The 16,415-nt window shown below is 65.2% G+C and carries 16 protein-coding genes; 3 read left to right on the forward strand and 13 right to left on the reverse strand.

The annotated features are described in order from the left end of the window. The 8 genes from BTN82_RS00740 to BTN82_RS00775 all read right to left on the reverse strand — a co-directional run bounded on the left by BTN82_RS00740 (nt 1) and on the right by BTN82_RS00775 (nt 8,664). Nucleotides 1–810, reverse strand: coding sequence for a MetQ/NlpA family ABC transporter substrate-binding protein (locus tag BTN82_RS00740; protein WP_075117276.1), 810 nt, complete (start codon nt 808–810; stop codon nt 1–3). Nucleotides 811–897: 87 nt separating this feature from the next. Further along, nucleotides 898–2,292: an LLM class flavin-dependent oxidoreductase gene (locus BTN82_RS00745; protein ID WP_075117277.1), complete on the reverse strand. Its 1,395-nt coding sequence runs from the start codon at nt 2,290–2,292 to the stop codon at nt 898–900. Further along, nucleotides 2,292–3,497, reverse strand: coding sequence for an SfnB family sulfur acquisition oxidoreductase (locus BTN82_RS00750; protein WP_075117278.1), 1,206 nt, complete (start codon nt 3,495–3,497; stop codon nt 2,292–2,294). Before BTN82_RS00750 ends, BTN82_RS00745 begins: the two co-directional genes overlap by 1 nt. Nucleotides 3,498–3,521: 24 nt before the next feature. Continuing rightward, nucleotides 3,522–4,763 carry an SfnB family sulfur acquisition oxidoreductase gene (locus BTN82_RS00755; RefSeq protein WP_075117279.1) on the reverse strand — a complete coding sequence of 414 codons (1,242 nt, stop codon included), beginning with the start codon at nt 4,761–4,763 and terminating at the stop codon, nt 3,522–3,524. Between the two features lie 366 nt (nt 4,764–5,129). Next, a complete protein-coding gene (gene tcyN / locus BTN82_RS00760; protein WP_075117280.1) occupies nt 5,130–5,891 on the reverse strand; it encodes an L-cystine ABC transporter ATP-binding protein TcyN in 762 nt (253 codons plus the stop codon). 4 nt (nt 5,892–5,895) lie between these two features. Next, entirely contained in the window at nt 5,896–6,561 is a 666-nt protein-coding gene (gene tcyL, locus BTN82_RS00765) for a cystine ABC transporter permease (protein WP_075117281.1), read from the reverse strand. Then, nucleotides 6,561–7,358, reverse strand: coding sequence for a cystine ABC transporter substrate-binding protein (gene tcyJ / locus BTN82_RS00770; protein WP_075117282.1), 798 nt, complete (start codon nt 7,356–7,358; stop codon nt 6,561–6,563). Before tcyJ ends, tcyL begins: the two co-directional genes overlap by 1 nt. A 310-nt stretch (nt 7,359–7,668) precedes the next feature. After that, on the reverse strand, nt 7,669–8,664 hold the full coding sequence (locus tag BTN82_RS00775; RefSeq protein ID WP_075117283.1) for a D-cysteine desulfhydrase: 996 nt from the start codon (nt 8,662–8,664) through the stop codon (nt 7,669–7,671). Between the two features lie 192 nt (nt 8,665–8,856). On the opposite strand from BTN82_RS00775, the gene epsC reads away from it, so the two are divergent. Both epsC and betT read left to right on the forward strand, forming a co-directional pair. Then, the gene (gene epsC, locus BTN82_RS00780) at nt 8,857–9,783 is read left to right on the forward strand and encodes a serine O-acetyltransferase EpsC (RefSeq protein WP_075117284.1); all 927 of its coding nucleotides are present in this window, start codon (nt 8,857–8,859) and stop codon (nt 9,781–9,783) included. A 367-nt stretch (nt 9,784–10,150) separates the two neighbouring features. After that, nucleotides 10,151–12,115: a choline transporter BetT gene (gene betT, locus BTN82_RS00785; RefSeq protein ID WP_186828342.1), complete on the forward strand. Its 1,965-nt coding sequence runs from the start codon at nt 10,151–10,153 to the stop codon at nt 12,113–12,115. Between the two features lie 95 nt (nt 12,116–12,210). Here betT and BTN82_RS00790 read toward each other — a convergent pair whose 3' ends face one another. The 5 genes from BTN82_RS00790 to BTN82_RS00810 all read right to left on the reverse strand — a co-directional run bounded on the left by BTN82_RS00790 (nt 12,211) and on the right by BTN82_RS00810 (nt 15,279). Beyond that, entirely contained in the window at nt 12,211–12,468 is a 258-nt protein-coding gene (locus BTN82_RS00790; RefSeq protein ID WP_075117286.1) for a hypothetical protein, read from the reverse strand. A 52-nt stretch (nt 12,469–12,520) separates the two neighbouring features. Next, nucleotides 12,521–13,000: a DoxX family protein gene (locus BTN82_RS00795; RefSeq protein WP_075117287.1), complete on the reverse strand. Its 480-nt coding sequence runs from the start codon at nt 12,998–13,000 to the stop codon at nt 12,521–12,523. Between the two features lie 71 nt (nt 13,001–13,071). Further along, entirely contained in the window at nt 13,072–13,968 is an 897-nt protein-coding gene (locus tag BTN82_RS00800; RefSeq protein ID WP_075117288.1) for an SDR family oxidoreductase, read from the reverse strand. A gap of 29 nt (nt 13,969–13,997) precedes the next feature. Then, nucleotides 13,998–14,507 (reverse strand): DUF1097 domain-containing protein, encoded by a 510-nt coding sequence (locus BTN82_RS00805; RefSeq protein WP_075117289.1) that lies wholly within the window; start codon nt 14,505–14,507, stop codon nt 13,998–14,000. A gap of 31 nt (nt 14,508–14,538) precedes the next feature. After that, nucleotides 14,539–15,279, reverse strand: a complete 741-nt coding sequence (locus tag BTN82_RS00810; RefSeq protein WP_075117290.1) for an SDR family oxidoreductase — start codon at nt 15,277–15,279, stop codon at nt 14,539–14,541. A 127-nt stretch (nt 15,280–15,406) separates the two neighbouring features. Here BTN82_RS00810 and BTN82_RS00815 point away from each other — a divergent pair, with 127 nt between their 5' ends. Continuing rightward, nucleotides 15,407–16,297 carry a LysR family transcriptional regulator gene (locus BTN82_RS00815; RefSeq protein WP_075117291.1) on the forward strand — a complete coding sequence of 297 codons (891 nt, stop codon included), beginning with the start codon at nt 15,407–15,409 and terminating at the stop codon, nt 16,295–16,297. Nucleotides 16,298–16,415 lie beyond the last annotated feature (118 nt).

Below are 16,415 nucleotides of genomic sequence, written 5' to 3' on the forward strand. Positions count from 1 at the left end.
TCAACCTTCCCAGCCGGCTTGGTAGAGCTTGCCGTGGGCTTTATCCAGGGCGGCGCGCACGGCTGGCGAATGCTGGTAAATGTCGACGAACTTGATCAGCCGCGGATCGCTCTTGCTCTTGGGCTGGATCACGAACTGGATCACGTATTCCTTGTGGTCCAGGCCGTCGAACAGCAGCGCCGAGCCGGCGTCGAACGTCTTGGCCAGGCGGATATAGGCCGGGTAGCCCTGGACCAGGTCGGCGTCGTCGTAGGCGCGCACCAGTTGCACGGCTTCCACCTGGAGGATCTTCAGCTTTTTCGGATTGGCGACGATGTCTTCCTCGGTGGCCTTGTAGCCCACGCCCGGCTTGAGCGTGATCAGCCCGGCCTTGGCCAGCAGCTGCAAGCCGCGGCCGCTGTTGATCGGGTCGTTGGCGATGGCCACGCTGGCACCGATGGGCAGCTCGTCGAAGCTTTTGTATTTCTTCGAGTACAGGCCGACGTTGTTGATGATCCCCGGGGCGAACGGCACCAGGTCGAAACCGGCGGCGGCCTTGGCGTTTTCCAGGAACGGGATGTGCTGGAAGTAGTTCACGTCGATATCGCCGGCGGCCAGGCTGACGTTCGGCGCGATCCAGTCGGTGAACTCCACCAGCTCGACTTTCAGCCCCTGTTTGCCGGCCTCCTCGACAGCGGCCTCCAGGGGGATGGCGAAGGCGGCGGTGGTGCCGACCTTCAGCGGCGCGTCGGCGGCGAATACCGTGCCGCTGAACAGCCCGAGGGCGAGGGCCAGTGCTTTGACTGGGTGGCTGAGAAGCTTGGTTTTCATGGGTCGGGTTTCCAGTCAGTGCATGAAGTTTTGGGTGTTGGTGCTGGCCTCATCGCGGGCAAGCCTCGCTCCTACAGGGGAGTGCGCTCAACCTGTAGGAGCGAGCTTGCTCGCGATCGGGCGATAGCCCGCTCCGGCGTGTTGCCCGGGCAATCGTGCCTCGCCGTGGAACAGCTTTTCGCGCAAGGTGCCGCTGTCGTAGGCGGTCTTGTACGAGCCGCGGCGTTGCAGCTCGGGGATCACCAGGTCGATGAAGTCGACGTAGCTTTCCGGGCTGACGATGCGGGTCAGGTTGAAGCCGTCCAGGCCGGTTTCGGCGATCCAGGATTCGAGGTCGTCGGCCACTTGCTGCGGCGAGCCGATCACGGTGATGTAGCGTCCGCCGAGGGCGTGCTGGTCCAGCAGCTTGCGCCGGGTCCAGTCGTTGTTCTGCAGGTTCTTGGTGGCCGACTGGATGGCGTTGCTCTTCACGTACTGGATCGGTTCGTCGATCTCGTACCGGGAAAAGTCGATGGCGGTGGACGCCGAGAAATGCGCCAGCCCGGCTTCGGCGCTGGCGTGGCTGCGGTACTCGGCATGTTTCTTCCAGGCCAGTTCCTCGGTCGCGGCGACGATCACGTTGAGTCCCATGAACACCTTGATGTCTTCGGGGTTGCGCCCGGCCGCCACGGCGCTGGCGCGCACCTTGTCCACCTGGACCTTGGTCGAGGCCTTGTTCTGCCCGCTGATGAACACGCATTCGGCATGGCGCCCGGCGAACGCCAGGCCGCGCTCCGAACTGCCGGCCTGGAACAGCACCGGCGTGCGCTGCGGCGAGGGTTCGCACAGGTGATAACCCTCGACCCGGTAGAACTCGCCCTGGTGCTCGACCTTGTGCACCTTGTCCGGTCGGGCGTAGATCCGCTGCTGGCGGTCGTTGACCACCGCGTCGTCTTCCCAACTGCCTTCCCAGAGTTTGTAGAGCACTTCCAGGTACTCGTCGGCCTGGTCGTAGCGCCGGTCGTGCTCGGCCTGTTCGTCCAGGCCCATGGCCTTGGCGGCGCTGTCGAGGTAGCCGGTGACGATGTTCCAGCCGACCCGGCCGCGGCTCAGGTGGTCCAGCGTGGACATGCGCCGGGCGAACAGGTACGGCGCCTCGTAGGTGAGGTTGGCGGTGAGGCCGAAGCCGAGGTTTTTCGTCACCGCGGCCATGGCCGAGACCAGCAGCAGCGGGTCGTTGACCGGCAACTGGATCGACTCCTTGAGCGTCACGTCCAGGGAGTTCTGGTAGACGTCGTAGACCCCGACGATGTCGGCGATGAACAGCCCGTCGAACAGCCCGCGCTCCAGCAGTTGCGCCAGCTCGGTCCAGTATTCGAGGGTCTTGTACTGGGTCGAGTTGTCCCGCGGATGGGTCCACAGGCCGTGGTTGATGTGCCCGATGCAGTTCATGTTGAAGGCGTTGAGCAGGATCTTCTTCTTGCCTTTCTCAAGAGCGCTCATCAGATGGTCCCCCGCAGCGGCGGGTTCGTCTCGTTGAGGTAGTAGTTGCCCACGGCGTGGTACTTCCAGCGCACCGGATCGTGCAGGGTGTGCACCCGGGCGTTGCGCCAGTGACGGTCGAGGCCGTGCTCGGCCAGGGTCGCCTGGCTGCCGGCCAGCTCGAACAGGGTGCTGCCGGCGGCCAGGGAAATCTCGGTGCTGATGGCGCGGGCCTCGGCCACCGCGATGGAGGCGGCGGCCACGGTCTGGGCGTTGGTCTCGGCCTGGGCGGCGTCCAGGTACTCCCCGGAGCGCTCCAGCAGCGCCTCGGTGGCGTGCAGGCGGATGCTCAGGTGGCCGAAGCTCTTGAGGGTCAGCGGGTCTTCGCTGGCCTTGTCGTTGCCGGAATCGATCCAGGGCCGGGTCTTGGTCCGCACGAAGTGCAGGGCGTCTTCATAGGCGGCACGGGCGATCCCGGTGTCGATGGCGGCGTGGAGGATCTGCGCCAGCGGGCCGACCGGGGTCGGGCGCTCGAAGGCGCTCTGGAAGGGGATCACGTCCTCGGCGGCGACGAACACGTCCTCGAACACCACCGAACCGCTGCCGGTGGTGCGCTGGCCGAAGCCGCTCCAGTCGTCGATCACGTTCAGGCCCGGGCTGCCCGCCGGGACGAAGGCCAACTGTTGCACGCCGTCTTCGTCCACCACCGAGGTGGGGATACGCTGGGCGTAGAGGGCGCCGGTGGAGTAGAACTTGCGGCCGTTGATGCGATAGCCGGCGCGTCCCTGGTGCTCGCCGGGGGTCAGGCGGGTGGTGCGGTCGTGGGCGGTCTTGGTGCCCAGCTCCGCCAGGGCGTTGCCGAAGCGCTGGCCGGCCAGGACTTCGGCGTACAGGCGTCGTTTCTGCTCGGCGCTGCCGTTCACCCGCAGCACTTCCAGGGCATAGAAATGGTTCTGCGGGATCTGTCCCAGGGAGCCGTCGGCCTGGGCGATCAGGGCGATGACCTTGGCCAGGGTGACGTTGGAGACGCCGGCGCCGCCGTATTCTTTCGGCACGCTGATGCCCCACAGGCCGGAGCGGGAAAAGGCTTCGAGTTCGGGGTGCGGCAGGCGGCGTTCGCGGTCGCGCAGGGCGCTGTCGCGCTTGAAATCCTCGGCCAGGTCGCTGGCGACGATCAGGGCTTGCTCATCGCTGGTTATGACCGCGACGTGTTGGGAAAGAGTCATGTGCTTCTCCAGAGATCTGGTCGCTTAAATCCAGGAATGGCGAGCGGGCAGGGTGCCGTTCAGGTGGTAGGCGCCGACGGCGTGGTATTTCCAGCGCACCGGGTCGTGTAGGGTGTGGACCCGGGCATTGCGCCAGTGCCGGTCGAGGTTGAATTCGGCGAGGGTGGCGCGGCTGCCGGCCAGCTCGAAGAGCTTCTCGCTGGCCAGCAGCGAGATCTCGGTGGTCAGCACCTTGGCCTCGGCCACGGCGATCGAGGCGCGGGCGGCGGCCTCGGCGGTCAGCGGTGCGCCGTTGACCTGGTCGAGCACCTGGCCGGCCTTGCGCAGCAGGGCTTCGGCGGCGTGCAGTTCGATCTTCAGCTTGCCGATGTCGGCGATCACGTACAGGTCGTCGCTGGCCCGTTCGACGTTGGCGTCGACCCACGGCCGCGAGCGTTCGCGGACGAAAGCTATGGCGTCGTCGATGGCCCCGCGGGCGATGCCGGCGTCAATGGCCGCCTGGATCAACTGCGAGACCGCGCCCTGGGTCGTGGGCGACTCGTTGATGCGCCAGGTGTCCACCACCAGCTCGGCGTCGACCCGCACGTCGTTGAGCAAAATGGTGCCGCTGGCGGTGGTGCGTTGGCCGAAGCCGCTCCAGTCGTCGACGATGCGCAGCCCCGGGGTGCCGCGCCGGACGAACGCCAGGACCTGCTTGCCGTCGTCGTTCAGCGCCTTGACGGCGACCCAGTGGGCGAACAGCGCGCCGGTGGAGTAGAACTTCTGGCCGTTGAGCAGGTAGCCGTCGCCGTCGGCGGTGATCCGCGCCTTGAGTTCGAGGGTGTTCCTGGTGCCGCGTTCGGGGCCGGCGTTACCGATGCGCCAGCCTTCCAGCACGCTCTGGAACAGCTGTTTTTTCTGCCGTTCGGTGGCGCTGCCGAGGATCAGGTTGAGAATGCCGAACTGGTTCTGCGGGATCTGTCCCAGGGCCGGGTCGGCCGCGGAAATGATCGCGAAAACTTCGGCCAGGGTCACGAAGGACACCTGCGGGCCGCCGTACTCCCGAGGGATGGCGATACTGCCCAGGCCGCTACGGGTGAAGTGTTCGATTTCCGCCCAGGGCAGCTTGCGCTGCTGGTCGCGCCGGGCCGCTTGTTGGCGGGCGACGGCGGCGAGTTCATGGGCGGCTTGCAGGGCTTGCGCATCGTTGCGCAGTACCCGTGCGGGCAACAACAGGGGGGCGATATCCAGATCGCTCTGGACAGTTGCATCGGCCAGACTGGACATCAGCGCCACTCCTTGGCTGCACGCAATGCCCTGGCGATCTGCACTGGGGTGATTGTGTTCCGGACCATACCTACCTCACATCTTTGGATTGCCGCGTCGTGCGGCGTAATCGGGTTCAAGAATGTCCGGTGGTCCGGTGCATATACCCTATGCGTGTATAAAAATTAAATAAACTAACTTCTAGGAATATGCATAGAAGGGGTTTACGTATACGGCAGGCAGGTGCCGGACGGCCGTTGCCATAAGGTTTCGGTGGATGGACGCAGGCCTTTGTAGCCGCTGCCGCAGGCTGCGTACGGCTGCGCAGCAGGCGTGTTTTTCGGATCGCTGCCGAGCTGATGGCGGGCCCGGCAGCGAGGGCGTGGATCAGCCTTGGGGCTGGCCTGAGGTGAGGAATTTGCTGAGGAACTGCCGGGTGCGTTCTTCCCGGGGGTTGGCGAACAGCGCCTTGGCTTCGCCCTGTTCGACGATCACCCCCTTGTCGAAGAAGATCACCCGGTTGGCCACGTCGCGGGCGAAGCTCATTTCGTGGGTGACGATGACCATGGTGCGTTTCTCCTCGGCCAGGCCGCGGATGGTCGCCAGCACCTCGCCCACCAGTTCGGGGTCCAGCGCCGAGGTCGGCTCGTCGAACAGGATCACCTGCGGCTCCATCGCCAGCGCCCGGGCGATCGCCACGCGCTGTTGCTGGCCGCCGGAGAGGCGCCGCGGGTAGGCGTCCTCCTTGCCCGCCAGACCGACCTTGGCCAGCAACCGGCGGCCCAGGGCCACGGCTTGTTCGCGCGGCGTCTTCTTCACCACCAGCGGGCCTTCGATAACGTTTTCCAGGGCCGTGCGGTGGGGGAACAGGTTGAAGTTCTGGAACACGAAACCCACCTGCTGGCGCAGTTGCCGTACCAGGCCCTGTTGCTGGACCAGCGGGCGGCTGCCGTCGATTTCGATCTGGCCGACCTTGATCCGGCCGCTGGTAGGTTCTTCGAGAAAATTCAGGCAGCGCAAGAAGGTGGTCTTGCCCGAGCCGCTGGGGCCGATGATGGCGACCACTTCGCCTTCCGCCACCGTCAGGTCGATGCCATTGAGAACGGTCTGACCCTTGAACTGCTTCGTCAGTTTTTCAACCACAATCATGGGTTCAGGACTCCTGGTCGTGCCGATTGACCCGCGCTTCCAGTCGGTTCTGCAGGTGCGCCAGCACGCTGGCGAGCACCCAGTAGATCAGCGCGGCGGCAAGATACATGGTGAAGATTTCGAAGGTCCGGGCGGTAATCAGCTGGGCCTGGCGGAACAGCTCGGGCACCTGGATGGTGGCGGCCAGGGCCGTGTCCTTGACCAGCGAGATAAAGCTGTTGCCCAGCGGTGGCAGGGCGGTACGCATGGCTTGCGGCAGGATCGCCCGGCGCAGGGTCTGCGCCCGGGTCATGCCGATGCTGGCCGCCGCTTCCCACTGCCCGCGCTCGATGGAGCCGATGGCCGCGCGCAGGATCTCGCAGGCATAGGCCGCCATGTTCAGCGAGAAACCGATCAGCGCCGCCGGCAGCGGGTCGAGCTCGATCCCCAGCTGTGGCAGGCCGTAATAGATCACGAACAGTTGCACCAGGAGCGGCGTGCCGCGAAAGAACGACACGTAGACCCGGGCGCTCCAGCTCAGCAGCTTGAAGCGCGACAGGCGCATCAGCGCCAGGCCGAAGCCCAGCACCAGGCCGAAGAACATGCCGCCGAGGCTGAGGATGACGGTGTAGTACGCGCCCTTCAGGAGGAAGGGCGCGGAGTCCAGAGCAAGCTGAAAACCTGCTTCCATTATTGGGTGACGTCAGCGTTGAAGTATTTTTCCGAGAGCTTTTTCAGCGTGCCGTCGGCGCGCAGTTCCTCGATCGCCTTGTTCACCGCGGCCAGCAGCTCGGGTTCGCCTTTGCGCAGGGCCACGCCGGCTTCCTGGCGGGAGAAGGGCTCGCCGGAAACGGCCAGGGTGTCGTTGGTTTTCTTGATCAGCTCGAAGGCGGCCAGGCGGTCCACCAGGATCGCGTCGATCCGGCCCACGCGCAGGTCCTGGTACTTGGTCGGATCGTCGTCGTAGGTCTTGATGACGGCCTTCGGTACGTTGTCCTTGAGCCATTGTTCGTAGTTGGTGCCCAGGCCCACGCCGACTTTGTGCCCGGCCAGGTCGGCGGCGGTCTTGAACTTGCCTTCGTCCTTCTTCTGGGTCAGGGCCTGGATGCCGGAAACGGTGTAGGGGGTGGAGAAGTCGTACTTCTTCTTGCGTTCCTCGGAGATGGTCACCTGGTTGATCACCGCGTCCAGGCGCTTGGATTCCAGGGCCGCGAGGATGCCGTCCCATTTGGTCGGCTGCAGTTTGACCTTCACGCCCAGCTTCTGCGCCAGGGCTTCGGAGAACTCCACTTCGAAGCCGGCCAGCTTGCCGTTTTCGTCGACGTAGCTGAACGGCGGGTAGGTGCCTTCCAGGCCGACGTTGAGGGTGCCGGCGTCCTTGATTTTCTGCAGTTGCTCACCGGCAACCGCTTGCCCCAGCAGCCCGGCACCCAGTGCCAGACCCAGCGAGCCAATGAGGATATTTCGACGTAGTGCGGAAAAAATCATGACAAGCCCCTGTGTTTTCTTATGAAGATACCGATGGGAAATGCAGGTCAATCCGTGAGCTGGAACGCGCGCTTTATCCTGCACTAATGCAGCGTATGCGTCTTCCGGCAAATGCGCCTGCGGCGCGACTATAAGCGGCTGCTGATAGATTCAAAAATAATATAATTTCACATTTATATTCTATTTGTGAATATTAAAGCCTCTGCCTGTAACCGCTGCCGAAGGCTGCGCAGCAGGCGCAAATGCGGCGCAGGCTTCACGACAGCTTCGCCGCCGAGCGCAGGCTGCGCCAGCGGCTACCGATCATCGTTCAGGCGAACGAGTCGGCATAGGCGAACAGCGCCGGCGCGCCGCCGGTGTGCAGGAAGAGGATCGGGCCGTCGTCGAAGCGCTGGCGGCCGATGCCGTCGAGCAGGCCGGCCATGGCCTTGCCGGTGTAGACCGGGTCCAGCAACAGGCCTTCCTGGCTCGCCAGCAGCTTCACCGCGGCCAGGGTGCCGGCGTTCGGTTCGCCATAACGGGGGGCGAAATACTCGTCCCACAACTGCACCTTGAAGCTGTCCGGCAGCGCCACGCCGAGCAGTTCGGCGGTGCGTTCGGCCAGGCCCTGGACCTTCGGCCGCTGCGCTTCGTCGGTGCGCGAGACGGTGACGCCGATCACCGGCAACTGCGGCAGTTCCTCGCTCAAGGCCAGGGCCAGGCCGCTGTGGGTGCCGGCGCTGCCCGAGGCCAGCACGACCGCGGCAAAGTCGAGCCCGGTGTGCCGGATCTGCTCCGCCAGCTCCAGGCCGGCCCGCACGTAACCCAGGGCGCCTAACGCATTGGAGCCGCCGATCGGCACCACATAGGGCTGCTTGCCGTTGCTGCGCAGGCGTTCGGCCAGGGCGTGCAATTGCTCGTCGGCGTTGTCTAGGTTTTCCACCAACTCGACCTTGGCGTCGAACAGATCGAGCAGCAGGCGGTTGCCGTTGCCCAGGTAATTGCGCTCGTCGGTGCCGATCGGGTTCTCCAGCAGGGCCACGCAGCCCAGGCCCAGCTTGGCGGTGAGAGCCGCGGTCTGGCGCACATGGTTGGACTGGATGGCGCCCGCGGTAATCAGGGTGTCGGCGCCCTGGGCCAGGGCATCGGCGGCCAGGTATTCGAGTTTGCGCAGCTTGTTGCCGCCCATGGCCAGCGGTGTGGTGTCGTCACGCTTGACGTAGACATCGCGGCCCAGCCACGCCGACAGGCGTTCGAGTTTTTCCAGGGCGGTGGCGCCGCCCAGCAGGTCGAGACGGTTAAAACGGGCGAGCTGTTGTTTGATCATGGGGCCGTACGGGTGGTCAGAGGTGCCAGGGACTATAGGCAGCGATATTTCCTGGGGCAACCGCCAATCGCTTATGCCAAAAGGTGCTTAGCGCCGAACAATTAGTTCTTAATTTGGCCCGGGGCGCATACCGTAAAGTGGCGTCGTTTGCGCGGCCAGATCGTCCGGCCGCCGCCGTAGAGGAGTCCTATCGTGAGCGAGCGTTCCAGCCATTGGCAATTGCAGACCATCGTCGGTCAACTGCGCGATGCCCGCGACCAGTGGCGTACCCGCAACGGTCGGGTCAGCGGCGAGCAAGGCGGTCGCGAACTGCCGTCGCGCGCGGCCATGGCCGAGATTCTCGAAGCGCTGTGCGGCGCCTTGTTCCCGATGCGCCTGGGCCCGGTGGACCTGCGCGAAGAGAGCGAGGACTTCTACGTCGGCCATACCCTGGACGCGGCCCTCAACGCGCTGCTCGCCCAGACGCGTCTGGAACTGCGCTACGCCGCGCGCCAGAGCGGCGAGGCGGACGAAGGCGTCAATGCCCGGGCCATTCGCCTCATCCAGGATTTCGCCCTGGCCTTGCCAGGCCTGCGGGTGCTGCTCGACACCGACGTACTGGCCGCCTACCACGGCGACCCGGCGGCGCGCAGCGTCGATGAAGTGTTGCTGTGCTACCCGGGCATCCTGGCGGTGATCCACCATCGCCTGGCCCACCATTTGTACCGTGCCGGCTTGCCGCTGCTGGCGCGGATCAGCGCGGAAATCGCCCATTCGGCCACCGGCATCGACATTCACCCGGGGGCGCAGATCGGCCGCAGTTTCTTCATCGACCACGGCACCGGCGTGGTGATCGGCGAAACCGCGATCATCGGCGAGCGCGTGCGCATCTACCAGGCCGTGACCCTGGGTGCCAAGCGCTTCCCGGCGGACGAAGACGGCCAGTTGCAGAAGGGCCATCCGCGCCATCCGATCGTCGAGGACGACGTGGTGATCTACGCCGGCGCGACCATTCTCGGGCGCATCACCATCGGCAAGGGCTCGACCATCGGCGGCAACGTCTGGCTGACCCGCAGCGTGCCGGCGGGCTGCAATCTGACCCAGGCCAACCTGCAACATGACGACGGTTCGCAAAAATAAGAATCTTCTGAAACGGTCGGACTTTTCGCGAGCAAGCTCGCTCCCGCAGGCAACGGCGCAGCCCTTGCAGGAGCGAGCCCGCTCGCGATAAAACGCGCCACAGCCAGTACTGAACGATTTGCTTCCGTCACCCGTCATACCCTCCTCTGAGCTAGCGTAACCAGGCTACCGCCCAGCCCGGCGATTGGTCCTGACCCACTTATCCGTGTTTAACTTGAACGCTTGTTCAAGTTAAACCGGCAGCTCGCCGCCCGCTCACACCAGGAGGCTTACCTTTGCTGAGTCCGATCTTTTCAGGCGTTTTTTACCCGTTCGAGGTGCACCTTTCATGAGTGCATCGTCCACCCCCGCCAGCGGCTCGATCCGCATGAACCCGCCGGTGTTCTACTTCGCCGCGAGCTTTATCCTGGCCTTCGGCCTGGTGGTGATTTCCTTCCCGCAACAGGCCGGTGCCTGGTTGCTGGCCGCGCAAGACTGGGCGGCCAACACGGTCGGCTGGTACTACATGCTGGCAATGACCCTGTACCTGGTCTTCGTGGTGGTCACCGCCTTGTCCGGCTACGGCAAGATCAAGCTCGGTGCCGACCACGACGAACCCGAGTTCAGTTACCTGTCCTGGGCCGGCATGCTGTTCGCCGCGGGGATCAGCATCACCCTGTTTTTCTTCTGCGTGTCGGAACCCCTGACCCACATGCTGCAACCGCCCCAGGGCGAGGCCGGCACCGCGGACGCCGCGCGCCAGGCCATGCAGGTGCTCTTCCTGCACTGGGGCCTGCACGGTTGGGGCGTGTTCGCCTTCGTCGGCATGGCCCTGGCGTATTTCGCCTACCGGCACAACCTGCCGCTGGCCCTGCGTTCGGCGCTGTACCCGCTGATCGGCAAGCGCATCAACGGCCCCATCGGCTATGCGGTGGACGGCTTCGGCATCATCGCCACGGTGTTCGGCCTGGGCGCCGACATGGGCTTTGGCGTGCTGCACCTGAACTCCGGCCTCGACTACCTGTTCGGCATCGCCCATACCCAGTGGATCCAGGTCGGCCTGATCACCCTGATGATGGGCGCGGCGATCGTCGTCGCGGTGTCCGGGGTCGACAAGGGCGTGCGGGTGATGTCCGACATCAACATGCTGCTGGCCTGCGCGTTGCTGCTGTTCGTGCTGTTCGCCGGGCCTACCCAGCACCTGCTCAACACCCTGATCCAGAACCTGGGCGACTACCTGGGCGCCTTGCCGGTCAAGAGTTTCGACCTCTACGCCTACAACAAGCCCAGTGACTGGCTGGGCGGCTGGACGGTGTTCTACTGGGCCTGGTGGATCGCGTGGTCGCCGTTCGTGGGCCTGTTCATCGCGCGGATTTCCCGCGGCCGGACCATCCGCGAATTCGTCTTTGGCGTGCTGTTGATTCCCCTGGGCTTCACCCTGGCCTGGATGTCGATCTTCGGTAACAGCGCCATCGACCAGGTGCTCAACCACGGGATGAACGCGCTGGGCCTGGCGGCCATCGAAGACCCGTCGATGGCGCTCTACCTGCTGCTGGAAACCTACCCATGGAGCAAGACCGTCATCGCGGTGACGGTGTTCATCAGTTTCGTGTTCTTCGTCACCTCGGCCGACTCCGGCACCGTGGTGCTCTCGACCCTCTCGGCCAAGGGCGGCAACGCCGACGAGGACGGGCCGAAATGGCTGCGGGTGTTCTGGGGCGCGATGACCGCGCTGGTCACCAGCGCGTTGCTGTTCGCCGGCAGCATCGACTCATTGAAGTCGGCGGTGGTGCTGACCTCGCTGCCGTTCTCGATGATCCTGCTGTTGATGATGTGGGGGCTGCACAAGGCCTTCTACCTCGAATCGCAGAAGCAGATCGCCCAGCTGCATTCGCTGGCGCCGGTGTCGTCGTCTTCGCGTCGCGGCAAGGGCGGCTGGCGCCAGCGCCTGAGCCAGGCGGTGCATTTCCCGTCGCGCGACGAGGTGTATCGCTTCCTCGATCAGACCGTGCGTCCGGCCATCGAGGAAGTGACCGCGGTGTTCGTCGAGAAAGGCCTGAACGTGATCACCCAGCCGGACCCGGCCAACGACAGCGTCAGCCTGGAAATCGTCCATGGTGACCAGCATCCGTTCGTCTATCAGGTGCAGATGCGCGGCTACTTCACCCCGTCTTTCGCCCGCGGCGGCATGGGGCCCAAGGAAATGCGCAACCGGCGTTACTACCGGGCCGAGGTACACCTGAGCGAAGGTAGCCAGGACTACGACCTGATGGGCTACACCAAGGAGCAGATCATCAACGACATCCTCGACCAGTACGAACGGCATATGCAGTTCCTGCACCTGGTGCGTTGATCGCAGGGAAAGGCGGCGTCAGTGCCGCCGCCATCGCGAGCAAGCTCGCTCCTACAAGGGATTCACCGAACCTGTAGGCGCGAGCTTGCTTGCGATCAGGCCTGGCTCATCACCATGAACAGCACCAGCGCCGCCACCGGCACGCCGAACACCACGCTGCCGACCGCCAGTTCCGTGCTCAAGCTCTGGCCGGCGTGGACCATCCCTACCGCACCGTTGATCAGTGTCAGCGCCAGCCAGAGCAGGGCGAAGCTATAGGCCAGGATCTGGCGGCCAAGGCCGAGCTTGTCGCCGATGAACAGCATCAGCGCGAGCAGGACCAGGCCGAAGGTGGTGATGATTGCGGTGTGCATGATGACGTCCTCGCGGGCGGGATTCAGGGGTGAGCTCAAGGTCGACGGCTCTTCAAAGCTCCCGACCTAGAGTGTGGTCCAGGGAATAGCGTCCTGCTCCGCGAAACAGGATGTAGAGCGACAAGAACGCCAGCAGCAGCGGGTACTCCATGCCCTGGTCGATCCACGGCCAGGTGGGGCCGAGGAGGCCGGCGATGGTCAGCATCTGCACGCCCATCATGGCCACGATCAGGCGCGTTCCCAGGCCAAGGGCCAGGAGCAGTCCGCCGAGGCCTTCCAGAAGCGCCACGAACAGGGCAATCAACGCAGGTGCTGGCAGATGCAGGACGTTCTGGATCAGGTTGATGGAGGCCGCCATCGGGTCGGCCATCGAGCCGTGGGGGCGGCCCAGCAGTTTGGGCAGGCCGTGGGTGATCATGATCGCCCCGTAACAGACCCGCAGCAATGCGTAGGCCAGGGGTTCGCCGACCTGGTACAGCGGGGCCAGGGCCGGGATCAGCAGAGTGTTGGGCGAGGTGCTGGCAGAGGGCATGGCGGGCTCCGCGGATGGGTCATCAGAGTCACCGACGGCCCCTGGGTTGCCCGGGCCATCGATGCGTTGTTTCAGCGAACCGCAGGCTTGAGCAGGTCTTCCAGGCCGATGCGGCGGAACATCTCGGCGCGCACCCGGTCGGCCATGGCATTGACGATTTCGGCGCCGTCCTGGGACGGGTCGATATGCCGACGTAATGGCCGGGTGCCGAAGGGCAGGCCGACGATCTCGACGATGGCCCTAGCCACCTCGGCGACATCGGCGTCGGCCGGCTCCAGGGCGGCCAGGCCATGGAGCGCCTGTTCCGGAACGCCGGCATAGGGGCCATGGTTGTATTCGACGGCACGGTCCTGGTCGGCCGGGGTTCCTGAATGGGTGAAGTGGTTGGTGCCCTGGGTGAAGGCGCCGGGTACCACGATCGACGTCTCCACGCCCCAGCGCGCCAGCTCGCCGGCATAGGACACCGCCAGGGAGTCCATCGCCGCCTTGGCCGCGAAGTACGGCGCCAGGTAGGGCGGGGTACCGCCGCGGGCACTGCTGGAAGACACCCATACCACCAATCCCCGGCCCTGCTTGCGCAACTGTGGCAGGGCCGCGCGGTTGACTCGCTGGGTGCTCAGTACGTTGATGTCGTAGAGCTGGGCGAACTGTTCGGGCGTGAACGCCTCTGCAGGTCCGAAAGACATGTGCCCGGCATTGTGGATGATCACGTCCAGGCGGCCGCAGTCGGCAATGATCCGGGCGACGCCGGCCTCGACCGAGGCGCTGGAAGCAACGTCCAGTTCGACGCTGCGCAAATCCACCCGTTGCGCGTCGGCGTAGCGTTGCACCTCGGCCACCTGGGGCGCGTTGCGGCCCAGGGTTTCACGCATGCTGGCGTAGACGATATGGCCGGCGTCGGCCAGGGCGCGGGCGGTCAGGGCGCCAAAACCGCTGGAGGCACCGGTAATCAGGATGACGGCTTGCATGGCATTGATCTCTTCGGGTAAGGGTGGTTTCAGGCGCGACGGGGCAAGCGTTGCTGTATGGCATGGGACAGCCAGCCGGCGAAGGAGCCCAGGGTCCCGGCGCCGCCTAGTTCGGCGAAGCTCTCCAGCGAGGGTTCCAGGTGCGCGGCAAACCAGGCGATCAAGCCGAGGAAGTAGGCGACCAGGTTGTTCATCACCCGCAGGCTGCGCAGCGACACCACCAGCATCGCCACCCCGAACACCACCAGCGGCAGGGCCCAGGGGCCGAGGCTCGGGCTCAACGCGCCGATGCTCAGCGCCGCGGCCATGCCGACGGCGAGCCCCGTCAGTACACAACCCAGGTTGATCAGCCCGTCGCGCAGGGTCAGGCCACGGCTAAAAAACGCGACCCAACCGACGAACATCGCCCAGACCGGCAGGCTCAGCAGCAGGCTGGAGCCCGCCGCCAGCGCAGCGGTGGCGGCGGCTATCGCGGTGAACAGGGTGAACATCAGTTTGGTCTGCCCACTGCGGGCAGGTGTCGGGGTGGAGTGGTTCATGGATGCCTCCTTCGACCGTGAGTGGGGCGGCTCAGGCCAGGCCGCCGTTGGCGCGCAGGATCTGTCCGTTGACCCAGGCGGCTGCCGGGCTGACCAGGAAGGAAACCACGCCGGCGATGTCTTCCGGCTGGCCGAGGCGTTCCAGGGGCGGCATCTTGGCGAAATGCTGGATCTGCTCTTCGCTCTTGCCGTGCAGGAACAGTTCGGTGGCGACCGGGCCAGGGGCCACGGCGTTGACGGTGATGTCGCGGCCGCGCAACTCCTTGGCGAACACCTGGGTCAGGGACTCCACCGCGGCCTTGCTGGCGATGTACACCGCGTAGCCCGGCAGGTTCAGGGCCACCGTGGTGCTGGAGAAGTTGACGATGCGCCCGCCGGCGTTCAGGCGGGTGGCCGCTTCGCGCAGGGTGTTGAAGGTGCCGCGGGTGTTGATGGCGAAGGTCTGCTCGAACAGCTCATCGCTGTGTTGCGCCAACGGCAGGACCTTGAGGATGCCGGCGTTGTTGATCAGCGCATCGACCTTGCCCAGTTGCGCTTCGGTCTCGTCGAACAGCCGGCGCACGTCGCTGGCATCGGCCACGTCGGCCTTGACCGCTATGGCCCGATGCCCGGCCTGGCGCAGTTCCACCACCAGCGCCGAGGCTTCGGTGGCGCTGCTGGCGTAGTTGATGGCGACGGCGAAACCGTCGTGGGCCAGTTGCCTGGCGATGACGGCACCGATGCCGCGGGAGGCGCCGGTCACGATGGCAACTTTCGAAGTCTGTTCAGTCATGGCGAATTACCTGATGGGAGGAGTGTGCGGTGGAAGCAGATTCACAGGTTTATCCCGGCGGATAAATGCGCCAGAGTTGGCTTGACTGTTCAATAATCGCCAACAATCAAGACCTCGGGAGGCCGGCGTGGATCAAGTCAAAGCGATGAAGGTGTTCGTGCGGATCTACGAACGCGGCAGCTTCACCCTGGCCGCCGCGGACCTGAACCTGCCGCGCGCCACCCTGACCCATTCCCTCAACCAGTTCGAGGCCTGGCTCGGCACCCGCCTGCTGGAGCGCAGCACCCGTCGCGTGCGCCCGACCCTCGACGGCGAGGCCTATTACCCGCGTTGCGTGCAGTTGCTGGCGGAACTGGAAGAGGCCGAGCTGGCGTTTCGCACGGTGGCGCCCAAGGGCCGTTTGCGGGTCGACCTGCATGGCACCCTGGCCAAGTACTTCGTGATTCCGGCGCTGCCCGAATTCATGGCGCGCTACCCGGACATCGAGCTGTCGGTCAGCGAGGCCGACCGTTTTGTCGACCTGATCGCCGAAGGGGTGGACTGCGTGCTACGCGCCGGCAGCCTGGGCGACTCGACGCTGATCGGCCGGCGCGTGGCCAACCTGCAACAGATCACCTGCGCCAGCCCGGCGTACCTGCGCCAATACGGCGAGCCGAAGAGCCTCGACGACCTGGCGCGGCACCGTGCGGTGAACTACGTCTCGCGCACCACGGCCAAGCTGTTCCCGTTCGAGTTCATGGTCGACGGCGAGCTGCGGGAAGTCGCCATCGACGGCGCGCTGTCGGTGTTCGGCGCCGAAATCTACGCGGCCTCGGCGGTGGCCGGGCTGGGCATCATCCAGTGCCCGCGCTACCGCATGGCCGAGCAGATATCCCAGGGGCTGGTGCGCGAGATCCTGGCCGATACGCCCCCGCCGCCGATGCCGGTGTCGGTGCTGTACCCGCACAACCGCCACATGTCGCCCCGGGTGCGGGTGTTCGTCGACTGGCTGGCGCAGGTGTTCGCCCGGGCGGTCTGAAGCGTGCCCGAGCGACGCCAGTCATCGCCGTTTACTGTATTGAATGTCATGATGTGTATAGTGTGTATTGTTAGCTTTTGACTGTGTACGGTGGCTTTTCGTGACGCATCGAAAGGAC

The sequence above is a fragment of the Pseudomonas chlororaphis genome, assembly GCF_001921865.1.
Lineage (GTDB): Bacteria > Pseudomonadota > Gammaproteobacteria > Pseudomonadales > Pseudomonadaceae > Aquipseudomonas > Aquipseudomonas chlororaphis_D.

Excerpts from the sequence above, each read along its gene's own strand:
- BTN82_RS00805 (WP_075117289.1), bottom strand. The coding sequence starts at position 14,507 with ATGAACCACTCCACCCCGACACCTGCCCGCAGTGGGCAGACCAAACTG.
- BTN82_RS00790 (WP_075117286.1), bottom strand. The coding sequence starts at position 12,468 with ATGCACACCGCAATCATCACCACCTTCGGCCTGGTCCTGCTCGCGCTG.
- betT (WP_186828342.1), top strand. The coding sequence starts at position 10,151 with ATGAACCCGCCGGTGTTCTACTTCGCCGCGAGCTTTATCCTGGCCTTC.
- tcyL (WP_075117281.1), bottom strand. The coding sequence starts at position 6,561 with ATGGAAGCAGGTTTTCAGCTTGCTCTGGACTCCGCGCCCTTCCTCCTG.
- tcyJ (WP_075117282.1), bottom strand. The coding sequence starts at position 7,358 with ATGATTTTTTCCGCACTACGTCGAAATATCCTCATTGGCTCGCTGGGT.
- BTN82_RS00740 (WP_075117276.1), bottom strand. The coding sequence starts at position 810 with ATGAAAACCAAGCTTCTCAGCCACCCAGTCAAAGCACTGGCCCTCGCC.
- BTN82_RS00775 (WP_075117283.1), bottom strand. The coding sequence starts at position 8,664 with ATGATCAAACAACAGCTCGCCCGTTTTAACCGTCTCGACCTGCTGGGC.
- tcyN (WP_075117280.1), bottom strand. The coding sequence starts at position 5,891 with ATGATTGTGGTTGAAAAACTGACGAAGCAGTTCAAGGGTCAGACCGTT.
- BTN82_RS00800 (WP_075117288.1), bottom strand. The coding sequence starts at position 13,968 with ATGCAAGCCGTCATCCTGATTACCGGTGCCTCCAGCGGTTTTGGCGCC.
- BTN82_RS00795 (WP_075117287.1), bottom strand. The coding sequence starts at position 13,000 with ATGCCCTCTGCCAGCACCTCGCCCAACACTCTGCTGATCCCGGCCCTG.
- BTN82_RS00745 (WP_075117277.1), bottom strand. The coding sequence starts at position 2,292 with ATGAGCGCTCTTGAGAAAGGCAAGAAGAAGATCCTGCTCAACGCCTTC.
- BTN82_RS00810 (WP_075117290.1), bottom strand. The coding sequence starts at position 15,279 with ATGACTGAACAGACTTCGAAAGTTGCCATCGTGACCGGCGCCTCCCGC.
- BTN82_RS00755 (WP_075117279.1), bottom strand. The coding sequence starts at position 4,763 with ATGTCCAGTCTGGCCGATGCAACTGTCCAGAGCGATCTGGATATCGCC.
- BTN82_RS00750 (WP_075117278.1), bottom strand. The coding sequence starts at position 3,497 with ATGACTCTTTCCCAACACGTCGCGGTCATAACCAGCGATGAGCAAGCC.